Below are 22399 nucleotides of genomic sequence, written 5' to 3'. Positions count from 1 at the left end.
GACACGCACGGTATACGACCCCGAGCTCCCGGTAGCGAGTCGGGCACTACCGCCATACGCTCCCAAATGTGACGCGGCTTTCGAGGCGGTTCGGGCCGGGGGTGCCGGGTGGGGCCCTGGGCAGGGCGCTCCTCGCCCTCCTCGTGCTGTGCGCCCTGCTGCTGCCGGGCCCGGCCGCCCGCGCCGACACCCCCCTCGACCTGGACACCGGCGGCCGCATCACCGACACCGTGGGCGCGCTCGGCCAGCGCCGCGCCCAGGTCTCCGCCGCCCTCGACCGGCTGCGGACCACCCACCACGTACAGCTGTACGTCACCTACGTCCGTGACTTCTCCGGGCGCTCCGCGCACGCCTGGGCGGACGCGACCGCCGACCGCAACGGCCTCGGGCCGCGCGACGTACTGCTGGCCGTCGCCACGCACGGCCAGCAGTACGCCGTCTCGGCCGCCGCGGACTCCGGTTTCCGGCGTGAGCAGCTCAAGGAGGTCGCCACCGCCGCCATCGCGCCCGCCATCGCCCAGCACGACTGGGCCGGCGCGGCCATCGGCGCCGCCGACGGCTACCGCGCCGTGCTCCAGGGCGAGCCGGTCCGGCCGCCCGCCATCTCGCCCGGCGACAGCGACCCCGGCTCCGTCGGGCTCGTCCCCGGCAACCGCCGGGTGTGGCTGCCGGTGGCCGTGACGGCCCTGGCGTGCCTGACCGCCCTGTACCTCCTCTCCCGCCGGGCCGCCCGCCGCCGCGCGGCCCTGCGGCGCCGGTCCGTCCTCGCCGCGACGACACCGCCCGGCCTCGCCCGTATGGCCCAGCCGCTCACCCCGCTGCCCGAGCTGGACGCCGAGGCCGCCCGCAACCTCGTCGAGACCGACGACGCGGTCCGCACCAGCGCCGAGGAACTCCTCTTCGCCACCGCCCAATTGGGCCGGCGGGCGACGCGCCCCTTCGCCGAGGCCGTGGCGTACGCCAAGAGCGAGCTCGCCGACGCCTTCCGGCTGCGGCAGCGACTGGACGACGCGCCGTACGAGGACGAGGACATCCGGCGCCGCGCCCTGGACGAGATCTGCTCGCACTGCACCAGCGCCAACCGGCGGCTGGACGCGGAGTCCGAGGCCTTCGACCGGCTGCGCGGCCTGGAGGCCAACGCCGCCGGCCTCCTCGCGCAGGCCCGGGCCGCCGCCCAGGCCCTCGCGCCGCGCATCGACACCGCCGGGGCCGCGCTCGCCGCGCTCGCCGACTGCTGCGCCGGCACCGCCCTCACCCCGGTCGCCCGGCATCCGGCGGAGGCCCGCGACCGGCTCGCCTTCGCGACCGCCGCCCTGGAGGAGGCGGGCAACGCCCTCGCGGCCGGTGACGCCGACGGCGCGGTGATCTCCCTGCGCGCCGCCGAGGCCGCCCTCTCCCAGGCCCGCACCCTCACCACCGCGGCCCTGCGCCGGGCCCATGAGCTCACGGGCACCTCGGCGCGGCTGCGGGCCGCCCTGACGGACGCCGAGGCGGGCCTGGCGGCGGTGCGGAGCGGACCGGACTCACCGCGGGGCGCGCAGCGGGTGGCCGCCGCCGAGCGGGCGCTGACCGAGGCGCGCCGGGACATGGCGCGCGGGCGGTACGACCCCAGGGCGGTGCTGCGAAGAGTCGAGGAGGCGGCGGCCTCGCTGGACGCGGAGGCGGGCGGCCGCGCGGACGAGCGGCGGGCCCGGCGCCGGGTGGAGCGGGCGGTGCTCGCCGCGCGGGGCGAGGTGGCGGCGGCGCGGGACTTCATCACCACCCACCGGGGCGCGGTCGGCTGCCGGGCCCGCACCCGGCTGGCCGAGGCGGAACGGCACCTCGCGCGGGCCCGCGCCCTGCCGCCGGGCGAGGGCCCGGCGATCCTGTCCGCGACCGGCCACGCGGACTCCCTGGCCCGCCAGGCCCGCGCCCTGGCCGAGCACGACGTCGCCGACTACGCCGCCCCGTACGACCCGGAGACGCCCCGCCCCGCCCGCGCCCTGGGCGGGGCCCTCCTGGGCGGCATCATCGTGGCGGGGCTGCTGCCCGCGCGGTTCGGGGGCGGGGCCACCCGGGGGCGGCTGGCGGGGTGAGGCTCCGGCCGGGGGGTCAGTACAGGCTCAACAGCGCCTCCACCGCGTCCGGTGCCGGGGAGTCCCCGTCCGGAAGGGCCAGTTCGAACCAGACCGTCTTGCCGTGCGGGGTGCGGCGGCTGCCCCAGGCGGAGCTGAGGAGGCCGACGAGCTGCAGGCCGCGGCCGCCCTCGTCGGTGTCGCGGGCCCGGCGGCGGCGCGGCTGGACCAGGCCGCCGTCCCACACCTCGCACACCAGGGTCCGGTCCAGCAGCAGCCGGAGCCGGATCTCCCCCTCGCCGTACCGCAGGGCGTTGGTGACCAGCTCGCTCACCAGCAGCTCCGTGGTGTCCACCAGGCTCTCCAGGCCCCAGGGCAGCAGCAGGCCGCGGGCCATCTCCCGGGCCCGGGCCACCGAGCGGGGCTCGGCCGGCAGCTTCCAGTCGCCCACGTGGTCCTCGGGCAGGCCCCGCAGCCGGGCCATGAGCAGCGCGATGTCGTCCTCGCCGTGGTGGGTGTCCAGCGCGCTCAGGACGTGGTCGCAGACGTCCTCCAGCGGCCGTGAGGGGTCGGTGAGGGCCTCGCGGAACGCCTGGAGGCCCTCGTCCAGCGGATGGTCGCGGGACTCCACCAGGCCGTCGGTGTAGAGCGCGAGCAGGGCACCGTCCGGGAGGTCGATCTCCGTCTCCTCGAAGGGCTCGCCGCCGACGCCCAGCGGCATGCCCGGGGGCACGTCCAGCAGCATCGCGGGCTCGCCCTCCTCGACCAGGACGGGCGGCAGGTGGCCGGCGTTGGCGACCGTGCAGCGCCGGGTGACCGGGTCGTAGACGGCGTAGACGCACGTCGCGAGATAGACCTCGGAGAGGTCGGCGGCCCGTACCCCGCCGCGCACGCCGCGCGAGGCGGACTGCTTGCCGCCGGGCCGGCCGAGGCCGTGGGCGATCTCGTCGAGGGCGGAGAGCACCTCCGCCGGTTCCAGGTCGAGCATGGCCAGCGTCCGTACGGCCGTGCGCAGTTCGCCCATGGCGACGGCGGCCCGCAGACCGCGGCCCATCACATCGCCGACGACCAGGGCCGTGCGGTGGCCGGGCAGCTCGATGACGTCGAACCAGTCGCCGCCGACCTCGGTGGCGGCGTTGGCGGGCAGATAGCGGCAGGCGATGTCGAGGCCGGCGGCCTCGGGGTCGCCGGGCGGCAGCAGGCTGCGCTGGAGGATCAGCGCGCGCTCGTGCTCGCGGCGGTAGAGCCGGGCGTTGTCGATGCAGACCGCCGCGCGCGCCGCCAGCTCCACGGCCAGGGCGGTGTCCCGCTCGCCGAAGGGCTCGCTGCCCTTCGTACGGGAGAACTGGGCCAGCCCCACCACCGTGTCCCGGGCGACCATCGGCACGGCGAGCGTGGACTGCACGACCGCGCCCAGTTCCGGGCCCTCCTCGCGCTCGCGGCGCGGCAGGACCTGCACCTGCGCCGTGCGCAGGGCACCGGCGCACGGCGAGTGGAAGGGATAGCGGTGCACCTCGCCGACCTGGATCGGCTTGTCGTCGCCGTCGACGGGCGCGCCCGACACCGCGCTGGCGTAGGCGACGCGGCGCAGTTCGGCGCTGCCGTCGGCGAGGCCGGGCGGCGCCTCGTCACCGGCGAGCAGGCCCTGATAGAGGTCGACGGAGGCGAGGTCGCAGAACTGCGGCACGGCGACGTCGAGCAGTTCGCGCGCGGTGGTCTCCAGATCCAGGCTGTTGCCGATGCGCGCGCCCGCCTCGTTGAGCAGCGCCAGATTGCGGCGTACGCCCGCGGCCTCCCGCTCGGCGCGGCGGCGCCCGGTGACGTCGGTGGCGAGCGCGGCCACGCCGATGGGCCGCCCGCTGCCGCTGTGCAGCCGGTAAAGCGACACCGACCAGCGGCGGCGCTCGCTCTGGCCGGGGACCGGCCCCACGAGCTGAATGTCCGACACCGGCTTTCCGGTGTCCAGGACTTGACGCAGCGCCGAGGACAGCCGCTCGGCCTCGCCGCGCGGCAGGAAGTCGTGCGGCGTACGGCCGCGGTGCCAGGCCGCGGGCCGGCCGAAGGTCTGGGCGAAGCTCTCGTTGACGCGCAGCAGCGTCAGGTCCGTGCCGAAGAAGAAGAAGCCCAGCGGAGATTGGCCGAAAACGGCTTCGGAGGCCGCGATGTCGGTCTCTATCCCGCGCAGCGCCCGGACGTCGACGGCGACGCAGAGCGCGGCGCGCTCCCCACGGTCGTTCTCGGTGGGCATCACATAGATCTCGGCCAGGCCCGGCTGGTGCCGCGCACCGCGCTGGTACGGGACGATCCCGGTCCACTCCCGGCCGTCCAGGCCGCCTTCGCGCAGGAAGGGGGAGGGCGGCCGGGGGCGCGTCCCGGCCGGGGAGAAGAGCTCCAGGGGGTCCCTGCCGACGGCCTGTCGTGCCGCTATTCCGAACAACTCGGCCGCGCGTTCGCTCCACTGCTCGATCCGCCCGTCGGCGCCCAGCGAGAAAGAGGCGACGCGAATGTAGTCGTAGAGGGATCCGGGCGGGCTGTTCTGCCACATCCCCGTGGCTTCCGTTACCTCCGGCGTGCCACCCGCCGTACCCGCTGGCTTTTCGCTCACGTGCCCGTCCCCTCCGGCTCATGTGCTCGCACCGGCATCAGAAGGCCGAGTATCCAGCACAGGGGGCCTTCGGAACACGGACTTCACGATCACAGCACGGTCTCAACCCGCTATGTATCCTCACCGGGTTCCTAACCGGGCAGGCTGAGCTCGAACCACACGGTTTTCCCGGTGTTGCCCCTGCGGGTTCCCCAGCGCCGCGAGGCCAATGCCACCAATTGCAGGCCGCGGCCGCCCTCGTCGTCGGGCTCGGCGACGCGCTCGCGGGGCGGATCGGGCAGCGGATCGGAGACCTCCACGAGGAGGCTGGGGCCGGCGCGGGAGTACATCCGCACGCCGATGGGGCCGCTGGCGTACCGCAGGGAATTGGTGACCAGTTCGCTGACCAGCAGCACCGTCACATCGGTGACCGAGCCCATCCCCCATTCCTCCAGGGTGTCGCGCACCAGCGTGCGCGCCGTCCGTACGGCGCCGGGCTCGGCGGGGAAGCTCCATTCGGCGAAGCCGGGCGTCGACGCCAAGGTCCCTGCGCTGTCGCTCACGCCGACCACTTCCCAGACCGCTGCGGGCCCCGCCTCGGAATTGCCCGGAACGGGGAGAATAATCAGCACATACCCGATATGGCGGGCTGACTATCTTCTTCGACACCCCGGGGTCGTCGGCTGTGACACGGATGGCGTAGTCGGAGGGTGCGGAGGTTTACGCCAGGGGTGCGGGTGGGGGCGTATCGGAGCGGGTACGCGAATGCTCAGCCCGCCGCGGGCGGTCCCGGCGCCGCCCCGCGCGCGAGCATCGCCGCCGCGGCGGTGACCGCCGGCCGGTCCTGGTCCAGCCAGTCGACCTCGGCCACGCGGTCGGGGGTGAGCCAGCGCAGTTCGTCATGGTCCTGGAGCGGGCGGGGCTCACCCGTGAGCAGTCTCGCCGTCCAGACGTGGAGGACGTACGGCGGCCGCAGCGGCCACTCCCCCGCGATGCGCTCCAGCGGTTCGACCTCGACGCCGAGCTCCTCGCGCAGCTCCCGTACGAGCGCCTGCTCCGCGCTCTCCCCGGGTTCGAGCTTGCCGCCGGGCAGCTCCCAGCGGCCGGCCAGCTCGGGCGGCGCGCTGCGCCGTGCCGCGAGCAGCCGCCCCCGGTCGAGCACCGCTCCGCCCACCACCACACGCACCGTCGTCATGCGGGCAGCTTAGGCGGCGGCACGGGTGGGCCGGCCGGGCGGTGTCAGGAGACCGCGCGCCCCACCCGCTCGACTATGTAGAGCCGGCGGCGGCCGCTCGCGTCCAACCGCTCGGCGACCTCCTCGGCCTCCGACTTGGTGGCGTAGCGGCCGACGCGATAGCGGTTGCCGTTTTCGTCCTGACGGATCACCAGCCAGGGCAGGATCGGTCCGCTGTCAGTCATCGCCCCTGCCCTTCCGCCGTCGCGCCCGACGGCGCACACCCTTCGGCGTCTCCCCGAGAAACCGCAGTCCGCATATGCCCGAGCGTACGCCCGACCTTTACGCAGCGGATACGGTTTTTCACGAAGAGGTACGCATTTGGCCACCGCGCGTCACCATGGGCCGCGCGAGCCCAATGCCACAGGGGGCGGCCGCGGGCCCGTACGGACCTGCGGCCGCCCCCTGTGAGGACTGCCCGTGCGAAGGAGGCGTTACGCCTTCGGCGTCTTGGAGAGGGCGAGCTCCTCCTGCTCCTCGGCCGCGGCGGCGGCCTCCATCTCCTTCTCGGTCTCCACCAGCGTGGGGTTGCGCCAGGAGCTCCGCACACCCCAGAAGTAGAACGCGAGAGCGATCGCCACGACGACCAGGGCGTCCCAGCCCGGGGCCAGGTAGCCCTGACCACCGAACTCCTTGCCACCGGCCCACGACACGAACGCCATCACCAGCAGGTAGGCGACCACCCAGGCACCCGCCTTGAGGTGCGGCTTGATCACGGCCCACGGCTTGCGCAGCTCGTACCAGGCCCAGACCGGCAGACCCACGGCCATGATCAGGATGACCTTGCCGGTGAGCGGCCAACGGCCCCAGTACAGGACCAGCGAGCCGAAGATCATGGCGACCGGCGCGATGACCGGCATGGCGCGCAGCTTCACCGGACGCTTGAGGTTCGGGGAGATGCGGCGCAGCGACATCACGGCGACGGGGCCGGTGATGTACGAGATGACGGTCGCGACGGAGACGATCTCGGCGAGCGAGCCCCAGCCGCGGAAGACCGCGAGGAAGAGGAAGGCGACGACGAGGTTGAGGACGAGCGCCGGGCGCGGGACGCCGGTCTTCGGGTCGACCTTGCCGAAGACGCCGGGCAGGTGGCCGTTCTCCTGCACGCCGTGGATCATGCGCGAGGTGGTGGCGGCGTAGATCATGCCCGTACCGGACGGCGAGATGAAGGCGTCCGCGTAGAGCAGCATCGCGAGCCAGTTCAGGCCCCAGGCGATGGCCAGGTCGGCCAGCGGCGAGTTGTAGCCGAGGTTGGCCCAGCCGCCGGACTTGGCGAGGTCGCCGGCGGGGACGGCCATCAGGAAGGCGACCTGGAGCGCGATGTAGATGACCAGCGCGATGACGATCGAGCCGATGACGGCCTTCGGCAGCGACTTGCCCGGGTTGCGGGCCTCACCGGCCATGTTCAGCGGGGACTGGAAGCCGTTGTACGCCCAGACGATGCCGGAGACGGCGACCGCGGTGAAGACCGAGCTCCAGCCGTTCGGCGTGAAGCCGCCCGACGCCTTGATGTTGCTGGTGTCGAAGTGGGCCCACATCAGGGCGCCCGCGGTCAGGACCGGGACGACGACCTTGAAGACCGTGATCGCGTTGTTGGTCTTGGCGAACAGCGTGATCGCGAACCAGTTGAGGAAGAAGTAGAAGATCAGCAGCACGCTGGCCAGCGCGACACCGCTGCCGGTCAGCTCCTTGCCGTCGTACAGCTCCTTGGCCCAGCTCCATTTCCAGGAGCTCATGTACTGCACGGAAGCGGTCGCCTCGCCGGGGATGACGGAGACGATCGCGATCCAGTTGGCCCACGCGGCGAGATAGCCGGCGAGCGAGCCGTGCGAGTACTGGCCGTAGCGGACCATGCCGCCGGCCTTCGGGAACATCGCACCGAGCTCGCTGTAGGTGAGCGCGATGGTCAGCGCGACGACCGCGCCGATGACCCAGGCGAGGATCGCGGCGGGACCGGCGATGGCCGCGGCCCGCTGGGCGCCGAAGAGCCAGCCGGAGCCGATGATCGACCCAAGGCCGACAGCGGTCAGCGCCACCGGGCCGAGGGTCCGGCGGTAGTTGGAGTGGGAACCCTGCTCGGTACTCAACGCCCCGGATCTCCTTCTCTTTTTTCTCCCTCACGGGCAGGACACAAACCGCGCCATCGTACGAGCGATTTGGACTGCGGCATTCCGCGAAAAGCCCCTGACCTGGGCGTATGTGAGTTTTGCAACACAAAAAACCGCCCCGCCCTACTAGGGCAAAGCGGTACACACCGCACACTTCCTACCCGCTGGTAAGGATCTACGGGCGGTCCCGGACCGGTCGGAAATCGTTGTCACCGACCGGTCCGGACATCCGTTCACCCACGCTTCATGGGCGGTTCATCAACCGGCCATGGCTATTTCACCGGCAGGTGGTAGGCGATCCGATAGCGCTCGGCGAGCACGACGATGTCCGCCGTCTCGACCGGACAGCCGCCCGCGTAATACGTGCGCGCGACGACCACCACGTAATGACCGGGGACGCCGCCCAGCGCCAGGACCTCCTCGGCGAGGCCGGGGCGGGCGCTGACCTCCTCGGCGACGTTGTCCACGATCAGGTCGATGGCGGCCATCCGCTCGACCACCCCGCGCCCGGCCAGCGGCCCCTCCTCGGGGAGCATCACCGGCGTCCGCCCCGTGACGGACAGCGGCTCCCAGGAGGTGGACAGCATCACCGGCTCGCCGCCGGCCCGGAAGAGATAGTCGGTCCGCATGGCCCGGTCGCCGGTGGCGATCCGCAGCCGCCGCGCCACCGGGCCGTCCGCGGCCACCTGCTCGCTGCGGGACTCCCAGGTGCCCTTGACCCGGTCGTCGGCCTGCTCCTGGCGGAACGGCGTGGACTCCCCGGCCGTGCGATAGCCCGTACGGGCCAGGGCGCGCGGCACGGGCTGCTCCCGCACATACGTGCCGGACCCCGACCGCCCCTCGACGAGCCCTTCGGCCATCAGGACCTTGCGGGCCTCCAGAGCGACGGTGTCGGAGACGCCGTACTGCTCGCGGATGCGCGCTTGGGAGGGGAGGCGGGTGTGGGGCGGCAACTCGCCTGCGACGATCTTCTGCCGAAGGTCACCGGCGACTCGAAGGTATGCGGGCTGGTCACCGAAGGCCACGTCCACTCCCAACAGGTTGACAGTCCGCAACAGCTTGGCAACCCTCCGTGGCGATCCGCAACTTCGGGCCAGGGTTTCACTAGATGTAGTGAATTGCAGCTCAGGGACGTGTAGTTGCAGACGGCGGCCGCACATGCGGGAAGCACTCCCGGCAGGCACGTCCGCAATTATGCGCCGCGAACTCCCCGCGCGACACAGGGCGTCGCCACGCTGCGTAAGGAAAGCGGTGACGTGGCGACCATCACAACGACGCACCCACTGGATCTTGCTACCGTCGTGCGCAGCCGACCGGGTTGGATGTTCAAACCCACTCGGCTTCGGAAAGGTCGCGACAAAAGGGGTGCGAAGTGTCGCCGAATGCGAATGATCTCGACGCGGAGCTCGCGGCGTCCTTGGACGGCGATTTCAGCAGCCGCTATGCCGACGTCAACGGCGTCCGGCTGCACTATGTGATCGGCGGACAGGGAGAGCCGCTGGTGCTGCTGCCGGGCTGGCCCGAGACGTGGTGGGAGTACCGCAAGGTCATGCCGGCGCTGGCGGCGCGCTATCGCGTGATCGCCGTCGACATCCGGGGCATGGGCGGCTCGGAGAAGCCGACGTCCGGCTTCGAGAAGAAGAACATGGCGCTGGACATCCGCGAGCTGGCCCGCCATCTCGGATACGAGAAGATCAATATCGCCGGGCACGGCATCGGCGCCATGGTCGCCTTCAGCTTCGCCAATACCCACCCGGAGGCCACGAAGAAGGTGGCCATCCTCAACACCACGCACATCGACGAGAGTTACTACGACTTCTCGATGGTGCCCCGCCCCGACCACCAGGGCCCCCACCGCTGGTGGCTCGCCTTCCACCAGGTGCGCGACCTCCCCGAGCAGCTCCTCGCCGACGGCCGCTACCGCTATCTCATCGACTACATGTTCAACCTCAGCCTGGTGAACCCCGACTCGATCACCTCTGAGGTCCGGGACGTCTACACGCGGGCGTACTCCTCCCCCGCCGCGATCCGCGCCGCCCAGGGCTGGTTCCAGGCGTACCAGCAGGACATCGAGGACTTCTTGTCCTACGACAAGGTGACCGCCCCGATGCTGGGCCTGGCGTACGGCACCTTCTTCGACTACATGAAGCAGGTCCTCCCCACCCAGGGCACGGACGTCCGCATGGCGGAGATCAAGAACACCCGCAACTACCTGGTGGAGGAACAGCCGGAAGCGGTCGCCGAGGAACTCCTCGCCTTCTTCGACTGACCCGGGCGGGTACGACCGCGTGAGCAAGCGCCCTGTCGGGACGCACTGGTGCGCTCCGACAGGGCCCTTCGCCGTCTCCGACGCCCGGGCGCTTCGCGAGCCGCTTCCCGAACTCTGCGATTTCTAAACGGAATCGCGCACTCCGACCCCGGTGGGGGCCCCGCCACGAGCTCGACCCGGATCTGGACGCTCCACCCAGGGCGCTCGAACAGGCCTGGCGCCCATACGCAGTTCACGCCGACCAGGGGCGGCGGCACCCGCAGCCGGCCCTTCCGCTTACGGGTCTCCTCCAGCACCGCGTCCACCGACTCCTCGGGTGCGACCGCGTCAACTCCCCCTGCGGGGGCCGAGGGAAGACGTCAGCAGTGGCTGAAACACCAGCCATGACGCGCCAACTCACCAGGTTCCGCATGGCGCCTGGCACGCCATCATGTCGTCGCGGGCGCTGCTCGTCCCGGCGTTCGACCACGTCGCGGGGACCGGCGAGCACACGAAGCGATCAGGGCTCTGACCGGCAAAAATCTTCTTTCAAGTTGGAAGGACCTCGGTTAGATTGAGTCGCCGCACAGGCGATCGACAACCCCTTACCTGCAGTTGCACACAAGCTCTATGTAGGGAGAAGTATGTCCACCGACGGATCCGAGCGCCATCTCGTTGTCGTCAATGAGGAAGAGCAGTATTCCATCTGGCCCGAGGGAAGGGCACTTCCGGCCGGCTGGCGAGCCGTGCGGGAGCCGGCGTCCAGGGAGCAGTGTCTGGAATACATAGAAACGCACTGGACCGACATGCGGCCCTTGAGCCTGCGCCGCGCGATGGCGGCCGACGGACACACTCCGGGTACGACGGAGACGTCGGCTCAGGGTGAGACCGCCGTTCATGGCTGATAGTGACTCACTTCCGCGATACGCATCGGCCGAGCGGGCCGTGCTGACAGCGGAGGACGTGGTACGCCTACTCGATCCGAAGCGTTCCGTCCCTGCGACCGTGGAGATCCACGGCGAGCCCTGGATCGGCAAGACCCGGTTGTTGCGGCAGGTCGTCGAGACAGCGAGACGGCAAGGCTGGGCCGTCGCCCACGCCGCGGCGGGCCCCACTGCGAGTGCTTCGCCCTACCAGCTCTTCTCCGACGCCTTCGAGGAGATTCTGTCCGAACGGGCCGAAGCCGTGCTCGAGGCCGTACCGGTCGCCCACCAACGCGTCCTCGGCCTGGTGTTCCCCGCCCTCGAGCGGAAGGCCCACCCCGGTCCCGCGCCTTCCCCGCCGGCTGTACCGGCGGGCGCGATGGGATCGGCGCTGCGCCAGGCACTGCGCGAGCTGGCCGGGTCGAACGGCCTGGTGCTGGCGCTGGACGACATCCACTGGGCGGACCCGGCCTCACTGGACCTGCTGGAGAGCCTCGTACGCAGGCCGCCCAATGCCCGACTGTTAATCCTGGTCGCCCATCGGAACCGGCAGTCGCCGCTCCGCCTACGCGGACTCCTGGCGTCCATCCCCGGATCGCACAGGATCGCACTCGGCCCTTTGCCCGAGCAGGAGCTCGCCGCGCTGTTGCCGAAGAGAATGGCCCGACCGCTACGCAAGACCCTCCTCGACCGTGCGGGCGGCAATCCAGGACTGGTACTGGCCCTGTCGGACTCCCCCGGTGCCTACGAGGGGACCGCGCCGGACGGTTCGGGACTCGCGCCGTTCGCCCGCTTCCTGGACGAGTTCCGCGCCGTGTCCGACGACGGCTGGCTCGCCGCGCAGTCCGCCGCCATCCTGGGCGACAGGTTCACTCTCCAGGAGATGCGGTCCGTGGCCGCGCTACCCACCGAACGTCTGGTGGGAGCCATAACAGAGCTTCTGCGCGAGGACATCATCCGGCTTTGCGGAAGGGCGGACGTGGACGCCTATCGCTTCCGCCATCCCATACTGCGGGAGACGGTTTACCACACCACCGGTGACGAATGGCGGCTGGCCGCTCACTCCGCGGCCACCCAGCTCATGCGACTGCCCGTCCCGTCCGCCTATCCGGCGCTCGAACCGATGCCGTCCCGGACGTCCGTGGCCGAACAGGTCCGGTCGAGACTGCTGCCGAGGGAGTCCGGCCATTCCCTCGGCGACGAGACCAGGCTCTACGAGCAGCGTGTCCGCACGGGTAAGGCCCTGGTCGTCGCGGGACGGCCGAGGGAGGCTCTCGACATCCTCGATCGGACCTCGCGGCCCGGCGCCGATGTCCCGCTCATCGTCCGTGCGGAGGCGGCCGATTGGCGGGCATGGGCCCAGCGTTTGCTGGGCAGGCACGCCCTCGCCGAGTCACTGCTGGAGACGGCGCGGGAAGAGGTGGCCGCCGAACCCGAGGCTCTGGCGCTGGTGGAGCTGGCACGACTCGCGGTCGTGCTGGAACGGGGCGGCCTACCCGACGGTGAACCACCCGCGGTGCGGTGGGCCGCCGAACAGCGCGACCCGTTGGCCCGGGCGTACTCCTGGGCACTGCTCGGTGCCCAGGAGGCGGACTCGGGCCGCACCCGGCAGGCCGCCGTCCGGCTCCGTGAGTTGGCCGACCTGCTCGACGGCCTGGAGGACGTCACGCTCATCGGACGGCTGGACGCTCTGTATTGGCTGGCCAGGGCCGAGGCGCGGCTGGAGCGGGATGCCGAGGCCGTACGCCACTTCGAGCGGGGCCTCGGCATTGCGGCGGCTTATGAGCTCGAGTATCTGATCCCGCAGTTCGCCACCGGGCTCGCCGAGGTCTGCCTGCGTCTCGGGCGCATCGACCTCGCGATCGAGTCGGGACGCCAGGCGATACGCGCCGCGGACCGGATCGGGGGTGACTGCCTCATGGCCGAGGCCGGTGCCGGGCTGGCCCGGGCGCTGTGGGTCAGCGGCGACCAGGCGACCGCTCGGGACACGGCGCGCAGGGCCGCGGAGCACGCGGAGGCGTGGCGGGAGCCATGGGCGGACCGAGTGCGCCTGTCGCTGCTGGAGATGACGTTCGACACCGGTGACCAGGAACTGTGCAAGGGGCTCCTGTCATCGGGGACCGTGCGGCGCGCCGCCACGTTCCCGATCACCGCGCTGGTCCCGGCCGTCGGTGAGGTCCTCGCCCGGCTGGAGTCGCAGCGGAGCGGGTCGGACGCCGAGGCGGGGCGGTGGGCGACGGCGGCCGAAGAGGCCGCCGGACGACTGCAACTACCGGGTGCGACCGGACTGGCGCTGCTGGCCCGCGCGCACTGCCACCGGAGCGCCGATCCGCTCATGGCGGCCGCCTTCGCCTCCAGCGCGGTCGTCACGCTGACCAGGGCGGGACGGCTGCTCGACGTGGCCCGCGCGCACCTGGCCGCCGCGGCGGCCTGGACCGTCGTCGACCCTGCCGTGGCACACAGCCAGCTCAACGAAGCACGGCTCGTGCTGGACGGCTGCGGGGCACACGGCTATCTGGAACGCACCGTCAGCCTGGGCACGAACGGGACCCGTCAGTCGGTCGACGCCCGACTGGCCCAGCTGAGTGGCCGGGAGCGGGAGATCTCGGTGTTGGTCAGCGACGGCTACACCAACCAGCAGATCGCCCGCGCGCTCCAGCTCAGCCACAAAACGGTGGAGACCCATCTCGGCCGGATCTTCAAGAAACTCAAGGTCGTCTCGCGGGCTCAGGTGGCTACCTCGATCGGCCGGGCGACCAGGGGCACGGACACGCAGTTCTCCGGCCGTCCGGCGCTGAGCGGGGTCTCGGATCGGACCGCGTAGCGGCTCGCTCGCGCGGTGTCGGAGTACGAGCCGACGTCCACGTGTACGTCGTCGACGACCGGCCGCGCTCGCGCGCGCCGCGATGTCACGGCGGTCGCCCGGATCCTCCCGTCCTGACGGCGGGAGGATCCGGGCGGATGGCCGTACGGCTCACGGTGTCGTCGCCGGTGGATCCGCCGGCTCGTCGTACCCGGCCCGGCTGCCCTCGTCCGTACCACCGCGGGAGGTCAGGCGGCAGCGGCACGTGACCCGCTACCGCACGGAGGCCGTCCGCGTCGGGGGCCTCGCGACCCGGCGGTCAGCCCCGCTCGGCGGAGCCGGTACCCGCCGGCTCCAGCTCCGCGGAGCGCTCCGACGCCTCGGCGACGTCCTTCGCGTCCGAGGGGGCCGGATCCGGCTTCAGGCCGAACAGGCTGAGCAACGGACTCGTCATGGCGGTGGTGATCAGCGCCACGAGCGTGAGGATCGCCAGGAGCCGCTGGTCGATGATCCCCGCCTGGTAACCGATCTGGATGACCACGAGTTCGGTCAGACCACGGGCGTTGAGCAGCACCCCGAGCGTGAAGGCGGGCCGCCAGGGCATCCCCGTCATGCGCGCCACCAGACCTGGCCCGAGCACCTTGCCGAGGATCGCCAGAGCGAGGAGTCCCGCCAAGGTGAGCAGCGACGAGGCACCCCACCGCAGCGCGCCGAGATCGAGGGTGAGCCCGAAACCGAAGAAGAAGAACGGCAGCAGCACGGACGCGGCCGTACTCACCAGACGTTCGGCGGCCACCACGGCCGTGCGGTTGCCCTTGGGCCAGGCCACGCCGACGAGAAGCGCGCCGATCAGTTGGTGCAGTCCGATGCTCGCCGTCAGCGCGGCCGTTCCGGCGATCAGTACGACCAGGAGCACCATCGTGGTGCTGCCGTCCTGGTCCTTCTCCATCGTCGGCCACTTGACGAGGAGCCTGCGCAGCGGGCCGAGGTAGAGCAGGGTTATCGCGATCGCGGCGAGCCCGTTGAGCAGCAGGCCGACCGGGCTCGAACCGTGGGCGCCGGCCAGGATCGCCGCGAGGAGCAGCCAGCTTCCGCCGTCGCCCAGCGCCGACGCGAAGAGACTGAGCCGTCCCGCCGGGGTGCGAATGATCCCCAGGTCGGTGAGGATGCGAGCCAGCACGGGAAAGGCCGTGATGCTCAGCGCACAGCCCACGAAGAGCACGAACGCGAGGGGATGCACACCTTCCTTGGCGTAGTCGAGGAGCAGCACCGCCGCCGCCGTGCCCAGGGCGAAGGGCACCATCATCGACGCCTGGCTGATCAGCAGGGCCTGCGTCGCCGCTCCGCGAAGCCGCATCCCCGACAGTTCCCGGCCCACGCCGAACATGAAGAGCACGAGCCCGAGTTGGGCCAGGCCGTTCAGCAGCTGCTGTGCCGACTGCGGGAACAGCCATCCGGCCGCGTCCGGGGCGAACCGGCCGAACAGCGAGGGGCCCAGGGCCAGACCCGCGCATATCTCACCTATGACCCGGGGCTGGCGCAGCCACTCGGCCAGGAGGCCCCCCAGGCGGGCCACGGACAGAATCACCGCCGTGGCGAGCAGGAAGTGTCCAGGGGTGTCCAGACCATGACCGCTCGTCCCACCCGAGGCGCCTCCGGACCCGTCCCCCGAGATCACAGCGGCGATCACGCCGATCACCGCGAGCGGCAAGGCGCCCCCCACCAGCAACGCCCCCCAGGGACGCTGCTTCTTCTCGCCATCCGAACGAAGCGACCGCGCCATTGCTCCCCTACTCACTTTCGACTTTCCTGTGCAGATCGCCAAGCCGTGGGTCCGGATGGCATCTCAGAGTTCGTACGACATGCCCTCGAAGATCATGTCGCGCATCAGCTCGCTGGCGCCCGCGGCGATCGTTCCCGCCATGGCGTCGCGATAGTGGCGGGCCGCCGCCGAGCCCTCGGCATAGCCCCGCGCGCCGTGGTACTGGACACAGACCTGGGCCGTCTCGACCGCCAGTTCCGTCGCCTTCAGTTTGAGGATCGAGGCGGTCTGACTGTCCAGGTCGCCTTGGCTGTGACGCCACGCCGCCAGGTAGGCGAAGTGGCGCACCAGCTCGAACTCCGCGACCAGATCCGCCAGTCGGTGCTTGACCGCCTGCTTCGCGGCGAGCGGCGCACCTCCCACCCGGTGCTCGCGGACGAACGCACCGAGCAGCGCGAGACAGGAGTGGACGCCGCCCACGGCAAGGATTCCCGCGACCAGCCGCTCGAAGTCCAAGGCCTTCATCAGGTGCATCAGCGCGCGGTCCTGGCGGCCGATCAACTGGTCGTGGCCGACCCTGACGTGATCGAAATCGATGCGGCACACATCCGCGCTGCGCATGCCGAGCATCGGCTCGGGCCGGCGGGTCACACCGGGGCTGTGGCCGTCGACGAGGACCAGGCTGGCCCCCGTCAGGCCTCTTGCCGAAGTGGCCTCACGGGTCCTGACCAGCGTGACGAACAAGTCGGCCTGGGAGCCGTTCGCCACAGGCCGTTTGCAGCCGTTGACGTACCGGCCCGACTCGTCGGCCGACAAGGCCTCCGTAGCCAGTCCACTCAGGTCCGAGCCCGCCTCGTCCTCGCTGATCGCCAACGCGACGACGAGGTGCCCGCCGCGGATCCGCGGCAGGTATCTCGTCTTCTGCTCAGCGGTGCCGAACAGCTCCAGATAGGACGCGGCCATATAGGCGTGCACCCCGACGGCCGCCCGGACACCGGCGTACCCGGTTCGGCCCAGCTCCTCCAGGAAGACCGCACTGCGCAGGAAGTCCTCCCCGCTGTGGCCGAACGCCAGCAGGCCGTGCTCGCCCAGCGCCCGCCACCCCTCCGCCGGGATGCGCGTGCTCCGCTCCCACTCCTCCGCGTGGGGCAGCACCCACTGCGCGAGAAGGTGCCGTACGCGCTCCCTGAACTCGCCGTGTCCGGCGAAAGCGTACGGGTCCCGTATGACCGACTCTCCGTCCGGGCTCACTTGACGGAGACCACCGTGTGGTCGTCCAGGATCTCCGTGATCTTCCCTGTGATCTTGAAGACCGCGTGGGGTGTGCCGGCGGCGGCCCAGGTCTCCTCGAAGGTCAGCAGATCCTCGTCGACCAGCACGGTCAGCTTCTCGCGGTGGCACAGCGGTGGCACGCCGCCGATGGTGTACCCGGTGGCCTGCTTGACGAACTCCGCGTCCGCCTTGCCGATCTTTCCGCCGACGTGTGCCGCGATGGCCTTCTCGTTCACCCGGTTCGGGCCGCTGGCGAGCACCATCACCGGCTCGCCCGTCGCCTCCACGCGAAACACGAGGGACTTCACGATCTGTGACTTCCGGCAGCCCAGGGCAGCGGCCGCGTCGTCCGCGGTGCGGGTCGAGTCGGGCAGTTCGACAACGGTCAGATCCAGACCGCGCTCGTGGAGGGAGTCCTGGAACTGCTGCGCCCGCTTGCTGATGGTCATACCGACGTAACTCCCGTTGCCTGTGGGTGAGATGAGAGCAGTACTCGGCGGTCGACCTTACCGACCGCCGTCAGCGGCAGCGATGAACAGAGGTGGATGCCGGAGGGAACCATGTATGCCGGCAGCCGTGTCCTGAGGTGCGCCCGCAGCCCTTCGGGCGTGATGTCGTCGCCGTGCGGCACGACGAAGGCGACGAGCGCCCTTTCACCCGTCGCGCGCTCGGTGACCGTCACATAGCTCTGCTTCACCGTGGGATGGGATCCGAGGTGATGGGCCACTTCCCCGAGTTCGATACGGAACCCGCTGACCTTCACCTGGTCGTCCTGACGCCCCTGGAAGACCAGATCGCCGTCGGCGCGCAGATAGGCGCGGTCACCGGTGCGATAGAGGCGCTCGGACAGCCCGGCCACCTCGCGGTCGACGAACCGCTCCCGGGTGATGTCCGGCATGCCCAGGTATCCCGGTGAAAGGCCGGCACCCGCCAGCAGCACCTCGCCGGTCTCACCCGGTGCGCACAGCTTGTCGCCGTCCACCACGTACAGGCGGGTGTTCTGTATCGGTCGGCCGATGGGGAGCGCCGGGTCCTCCGGACGCAGTTCCCTGACAGGGTGGAAGGTGGCGAAGGTCGTGCACTCGGTGGGGCCGTACACGCTGACCAACCGGTCCCGGCCGTAGTGCCGGAGTGCCTTCTCGATGTGCCTGAGGGAGTGGGCCTCGCCGCCCGTGAGAATGGTCTCGAGGCCGCCGAGGGTCTCGGGCGCCTCGTCGACGACCGTGTTGAACAGGGCCGTGGTCAGGAACAACACGGTGACACGGTGATCGTCCAGAACCCGCTTCAGCTCGGACAGGCGCACGTGCTTTCCGGGGTACAGCACACAGGTTCCCCCGTGGAGCAGCGCACCCCAGATCTCGAACGTCGCCGCGTCGAAGGAAACGGGCGCCAACTGCAACAGAGTGGTGCGCGCGTCCAGGCGCGCGTACACGGCACCGAACACCAGCCGCGCGATCGCGCGGTGCTGGATCAGGACGCCCTTGGGTCTGCCGGTGGAGCCCGAGGTGAAGTTGATGTACGCGATGTCCTGAGGTCCGACGGGCACATCCGGGTTCGTCCGGCCGCGCGGCGGCTCGGCGTACGTGGCCGGGACGACCTCACACTCGGGAAATCGCCCGGCCAGCGCCACGTCCTGATCGGTGAGCACCCTACGGCAGCGGGCCTCACCGAACAGGATCCGGAGCCGTTCATCGGGCCATGAGGCGTCGAAGGGCAGATAGGCGGCGCCGCACTTGAGCACCGCGAGCAGGCCGACGATCAGTTCCGGGGACCGCTCGACGCACACCCCGACGGCGTCTCCCGGTCGCACGCCCCCCGTCCGCAGCACGTCCGCCAGGCCGTTGGCGAGTTCGTTGAGTTCGCCGTACGTCAACGTCCGGTCGCGGTGGACGATGGCCACCGTGTCGACGTTCCGGGCGGCGCAGTCCTCGAAGAGCTCCTTGACACCGGCGTCGTCGGGAAAGGGAACGGCGGTCCGGTTGATCTCCTGGTGGATCGACAGCGCCTCAGCCGTGCAGGCCAGACTCTCCACTCGCGTCCCCCAATCGGGCGTTGATGACATCCAGCAAGGGCCGGCGGTGGGTGTCCGGGAAGAAGTGCCCACCCGGCACGTCGAGCAGCTCGCAGTCCCGCTCGGTGAAGTGCTTCCAGTCCCGCATGGACTCGCGCCCGTCGATCGGGTCGTCCCGGCCGTACAGGGCCGTGACGTCGACGTCCACGCCCTTGCCGTGCCGGTCGTCCCACAACTCCGCCAGCCGGATCTCGGCGCGCATCGTCGGCAGGAAGAGCCGCATCAGGACTTCGTCGGCCAGGACTTCGGCCGGTGTGCCGCCCATGTCACGCACGGCGTCCAGGAAGCCGCTCGGCGACATCTCGTGCATGTACGGGTCGCGTTGGGGGCGGTTGGGGCTGCGGGATCCGGAGACGAAGAGCCGGCGGGTGAGCTCACCGTGGACCGGTGCGGCCGAATGGGCCACTTCGTAGGCCAGTCGGGCCCCGAAGCTGTGCCCGTAGAAAGCGTGGGGCTCGCTCAGGTAGGGGGCCAGCGCCGCACAGGTGTCCGCGACCAGCGGCTCCCACTCGGTGTAGAGGCCCTCGGCCAGTCTCGGTCCTTTGCCGGGCAGCCTGACAGCGAGCAGTTCCACGTGAGCGCTCAGATCGTCCGCCCAGGCCCTGAAGAGATCGGGGCTTCCACCCGCGTAGGGGAAGCAGATCAACCGGATGCCCGGCGTCCTGGACGCCCCCTTGAGTTTCAGCACCCATCTGTCGCTGCCAGGCCGCACCATGGGGCTCAGCTCCCGCCGACCGCGCCCGTGAGTGAACCGTTGCGCCGGATCGACGCCGCGATGTCACGCAGGCTGCTTTCGGCGTACAGGTCGTCGGGCGGAAGGGCGTCCTCGCCGTAGGTCTCCTCCGCCTTGCCGATCAACCTCATCGCGGTCAGCGAGGTGCCGCCGACCTCGAAGAAGTCGCTGTCGGCGTCCGTGACCGGCAGGCCGAGGTCCTTGCAGATCCCCACCACCCAGTTCTCGATCTCGTCGTGCTTGTCGGAAGCGCTCATCGCTGCGTCGTCTCCTCTCGGGCTTGGGCGCTGTGGCCCTGGACGTGCCGGGGGTCCGGCGGCGGACACGCCTTGGGCGCGCATCCGCCGGCCGGACACGGCCTAGCGGACCGGGAAGCGGTACCCGTTGACCGTGGTCTCGACGAATCGGTTGTGCTGGAATTCATCCTTGCCGGAGACGAGCACGTTGCCGAATTTGTCGAGGCTCGCGGCACCACCGAATTCCTCGAGAGCATCGGAGTGCGGGTAGACCTTCACCGACGTGGGCAGATAGCGGCCGGCGAATCCGAGCCGCATCTGGTCGGTAAGGCCGCTGTGCGGGTGAGACGCGTGCATCAGCGTCGACCAGAAGATGATGAACTGGCCCTGCCGCATCACCTGGGATTCGGCCTTCGACTCGTCCGGGCTCCAGTCGGGGTCCTTCTGCAGCTGGCGATAGTCATAGCCGAAGAACCCTCGCCGCACACCGTCCTTCTCCTTCTTGTTGATGGAGTCGGCGTCGTACGTCATCGTCTTCGACTCATCGTAGTTCATCGTCTTGTGCGAACCCGGGATGAACTGCAGGCAGCCGTTTTCGAGCGACGCTTCGGTGAAGGCGGACCACACGGTGATGGTGCCACCGAATTCAGCGTCCTCCGGCCAGACGATCTGCGGGTGCTTGGAGCCGGCCACGTTCGAGAAGTTGTCGGCCTGGTGCCAGTCCGTACCTTCGTCACCGGGGTACTTGGGGAAGAACTCGCTCCGCCAGCACAGGACGTCCGGACCCAGCAGACTGGAGACCCGATGGACTATCTCGGGCCTGGCGATGTGCTCCGCCAGGAAGTCGACATCAAGGTGCCGGTCATAGTTGGCCAGATTCGTGATGCCGGAGACGGCCTTGTCCTGGCTGTAGACGGCCTTCTTCGTATTCAGCAGCTTTGGACGCAGAGCGTGGAGATTCTTCTCCATCTCCTCGGGCTCGTACAGATCGAATGGACCTATGAACCCATTTCGATGAAACTGCTCTATCTCCTCGTCTGTGAGCGAGAAGTCCAGATCCTGCTGTTCCATTTCGCACCTTTCGCTGAACACACGCTGAAACAGAGCCGGAAAATGCGGAGAGACAAGGCGGATCGACTCGACCTCGGATTTCCGCATCACCCGCGCCGCGCCGCCCCCGAGGGTCGCGCCGGATTGATTTCATCACACCGGACGGACCAGGCGAAAGGGGCGATGTAAATCGTCGGCTCCGGAAATGCGAGGAGCCGCTGCCGGAGGGATATCGGTGCCATGGGAACGGGCTGCCTCGGCGAGTACGACCTGACGTCCCGGGGTGCCGCGCCGCCGGCACGTTCACCTCCGGCGACAGGGCCGGTCATTCGAGTCGTACCACATGGTCACCTTCACCGTCACCCCTTCACGATCAATGCCGGCGCGTCCCGCAGTCTGGCACGAAACGGCGCCGTGTCCGAGGAGTTGGCGCCCCCCGACGAGTAAGGGAACTCCCCGACTGGTCGGCACCCGTGCGGGCTGCGAGCCTCGAGCCAACTTCGCAGAGATCGTTTGACTCGACGGGAACAGTGTGGTGTTGCATGAACGCGCTACGGGTGTGGTCGAAGGCGGACGAGGTCCGGATGTGGCTGCTCTGTCTGCCGCCCGGAGGCGGCAGTGCGCGACTGTTCAAGAACTGGCCCGCGCTGCTGCCCGAGGGCCTCGGCGTGGCCGCGCTCGAACTGCCCGGTCATGGCGGTCGGCTGGCCGAGCCACCGGCCACGAGCTTCGAGGACGCCGTCGCGGAACTCGCTGACGCCGCGACACCGCTGCTGGAGCGACCGGTGATGCTCTTCGGGCACAGCATGGGGGCGGTTCTCGCGCTCGACCTGGCCTACGAACTGCGTGCCCGACGCGGCTGGAGTCCGGTGGCCCTGGTCGCCGCCGCGAGTGAGCCGCCCGAGCGACGGAGGGTATCGGAGACCTCGTCCGACGCCTCGGACGAGGAACTGGTGACCTGGCTCCGCGGCCTCGGCGGCACGTCGGAGGAATTGCTCGCCAGCCGGGAGTTCCTCACCGAGATGCTGCCGGCGCTGCGCGCCGATCTCCATCTCGTCGCACACAGGACGCAGCGTACGCAACCGCCGCTCGACTGTCCGCTGCACGTCTACCTCGGCGAGCAGGACCCGACGGTCGACGGGCCCGCGGCGGAACGCTGCTGGGCCGCGCACACGACGCGCGAACAGCCGCCCCGTAGCTTCCCGGGTGGTCATTTCTTCGTTCAGGAATCCGTCGAGCCGGTCCTGGCCGCACTGGCCGAAGACGCGAACGCCGCGGTCGGCGGCCGGCTCATGCCATCCGGGTGAGCGATTCAGGCGCA

General features: G+C 70.4%; 18 protein-coding genes. 5 read left to right on the top strand and 13 right to left on the bottom strand.

What is annotated here, in order from left to right; translation table 11 throughout:
• Nucleotides 1–68 precede the first annotated feature (68 nt).
• Nucleotides 69–2075, top strand: coding sequence for a TPM domain-containing protein (locus tag ACZ303_RS19490; RefSeq protein ID WP_467340509.1), 2007 nt, complete (start codon nt 69–71; stop codon nt 2073–2075).
• A 16-nt stretch (nt 2076–2091) separates the two neighbouring features.
• On the opposite strand, the gene ACZ303_RS19485 is transcribed toward ACZ303_RS19490, so the two are convergent.
• From ACZ303_RS19485 to ACZ303_RS19460, 6 genes are all read right to left on the bottom strand, one after another.
• The gene (locus tag ACZ303_RS19485) at nt 2092–4599 is read right to left on the bottom strand and encodes a SpoIIE family protein phosphatase (protein ID WP_467340506.1); all 2508 of its coding nucleotides are present in this window, start codon (nt 4597–4599) and stop codon (nt 2092–2094) included.
• Between the two features lie 191 nt (nt 4600–4790).
• A complete protein-coding gene (locus ACZ303_RS19480) occupies nt 4791–5210 on the bottom strand; it encodes an ATP-binding protein (protein ID WP_467340794.1) in 420 nt (139 codons plus the stop codon).
• A gap of 197 nt (nt 5211–5407) precedes the next feature.
• Nucleotides 5408–5833, bottom strand: coding sequence for a (deoxy)nucleoside triphosphate pyrophosphohydrolase (locus ACZ303_RS19475; RefSeq protein ID WP_467340504.1), 426 nt, complete (start codon nt 5831–5833; stop codon nt 5408–5410).
• Nucleotides 5834–5877: 44 nt separating this feature from the next.
• Complete coding sequence (locus ACZ303_RS19470; RefSeq protein ID WP_467340502.1) at nt 5878–6057, bottom strand: SPOR domain-containing protein; 180 nt, start codon at nt 6055–6057, stop codon at nt 5878–5880.
• A gap of 249 nt (nt 6058–6306) precedes the next feature.
• Nucleotides 6307–7959 (bottom strand): APC family permease, encoded by a 1653-nt coding sequence (locus tag ACZ303_RS19465; RefSeq protein ID WP_467340500.1) that lies wholly within the window; start codon nt 7957–7959, stop codon nt 6307–6309.
• Nucleotides 7960–8252: 293 nt separating this feature from the next.
• Nucleotides 8253–9005 carry a GntR family transcriptional regulator gene (locus ACZ303_RS19460; RefSeq protein ID WP_467340792.1) on the bottom strand — a complete coding sequence of 251 codons (753 nt, stop codon included), beginning with the start codon at nt 9003–9005 and terminating at the stop codon, nt 8253–8255.
• Nucleotides 9006–9352: 347 nt separating this feature from the next.
• On the opposite strand from ACZ303_RS19460, the gene ACZ303_RS19455 reads away from it, so the two are divergent.
• The 3 genes from ACZ303_RS19455 to ACZ303_RS19445 all read left to right on the top strand — a co-directional run bounded on the left by ACZ303_RS19455 (nt 9353) and on the right by ACZ303_RS19445 (nt 13975).
• Entirely contained in the window at nt 9353–10249 is an 897-nt protein-coding gene (locus tag ACZ303_RS19455) for an alpha/beta fold hydrolase (RefSeq protein ID WP_467340498.1), read from the top strand.
• Nucleotides 10250–10872: 623 nt separating this feature from the next.
• On the top strand, nt 10873–11133 hold the full coding sequence (locus ACZ303_RS19450) for an MbtH family protein (protein WP_467340496.1): 261 nt from the start codon (nt 10873–10875) through the stop codon (nt 11131–11133).
• Nucleotides 11126–13975, top strand: a complete 2850-nt coding sequence (locus ACZ303_RS19445) for an ATP-binding protein (RefSeq protein ID WP_467340494.1) — start codon at nt 11126–11128, stop codon at nt 13973–13975. Before ACZ303_RS19450 ends, ACZ303_RS19445 begins: the two co-directional genes overlap by 8 nt.
• A gap of 298 nt (nt 13976–14273) precedes the next feature.
• Here ACZ303_RS19445 and ACZ303_RS19440 read toward each other — a convergent pair whose 3' ends face one another.
• The 7 genes from ACZ303_RS19440 to ACZ303_RS19410 all read right to left on the bottom strand — a co-directional run bounded on the left by ACZ303_RS19440 (nt 14274) and on the right by ACZ303_RS19410 (nt 21099).
• Complete coding sequence (locus tag ACZ303_RS19440; protein WP_467340492.1) at nt 14274–15737, bottom strand: cation:proton antiporter domain-containing protein; 1464 nt, start codon at nt 15735–15737, stop codon at nt 14274–14276.
• A gap of 63 nt (nt 15738–15800) precedes the next feature.
• Complete coding sequence (locus ACZ303_RS19435) at nt 15801–16967, bottom strand: acyl-CoA dehydrogenase family protein (protein WP_467340490.1); 1167 nt, start codon at nt 16965–16967, stop codon at nt 15801–15803.
• Entirely contained in the window at nt 16964–17437 is a 474-nt protein-coding gene (locus tag ACZ303_RS19430; protein WP_467340488.1) for a YbaK/EbsC family protein, read from the bottom strand. Before ACZ303_RS19430 ends, ACZ303_RS19435 begins: the two co-directional genes overlap by 4 nt.
• Nucleotides 17434–19020 (bottom strand): amino acid adenylation domain-containing protein, encoded by a 1587-nt coding sequence (locus ACZ303_RS19425; RefSeq protein WP_467340486.1) that lies wholly within the window; start codon nt 19018–19020, stop codon nt 17434–17436. The genes ACZ303_RS19430 and ACZ303_RS19425 overlap by 4 nt, the downstream gene beginning before the upstream one ends.
• Nucleotides 18995–19747, bottom strand: coding sequence for a thioesterase II family protein (locus tag ACZ303_RS19420; protein WP_467340483.1), 753 nt, complete (start codon nt 19745–19747; stop codon nt 18995–18997). The genes ACZ303_RS19425 and ACZ303_RS19420 overlap by 26 nt, the downstream gene beginning before the upstream one ends.
• Nucleotides 19748–19779: 32 nt before the next feature.
• Nucleotides 19780–20049: an acyl carrier protein gene (locus ACZ303_RS19415; protein WP_467340481.1), complete on the bottom strand. Its 270-nt coding sequence runs from the start codon at nt 20047–20049 to the stop codon at nt 19780–19782.
• A 102-nt stretch (nt 20050–20151) separates the two neighbouring features.
• Entirely contained in the window at nt 20152–21099 is a 948-nt protein-coding gene (locus tag ACZ303_RS19410) for a chlorinating enzyme (protein WP_467340479.1), read from the bottom strand.
• A 521-nt stretch (nt 21100–21620) separates the two neighbouring features.
• Between ACZ303_RS19410 and ACZ303_RS19405 the strand changes: the two genes are divergently transcribed.
• Nucleotides 21621–22385 carry a thioesterase II family protein gene (locus ACZ303_RS19405; protein ID WP_467340477.1) on the top strand — a complete coding sequence of 255 codons (765 nt, stop codon included), beginning with the start codon at nt 21621–21623 and terminating at the stop codon, nt 22383–22385.
• Nucleotides 22386–22399 lie beyond the last annotated feature (14 nt).

The sequence above is a fragment of the Streptomyces sp. NPDC023527 genome (assembly GCF_055560115.1).
This window is presented reverse-complemented; position numbering and strand designations above follow the sequence as displayed.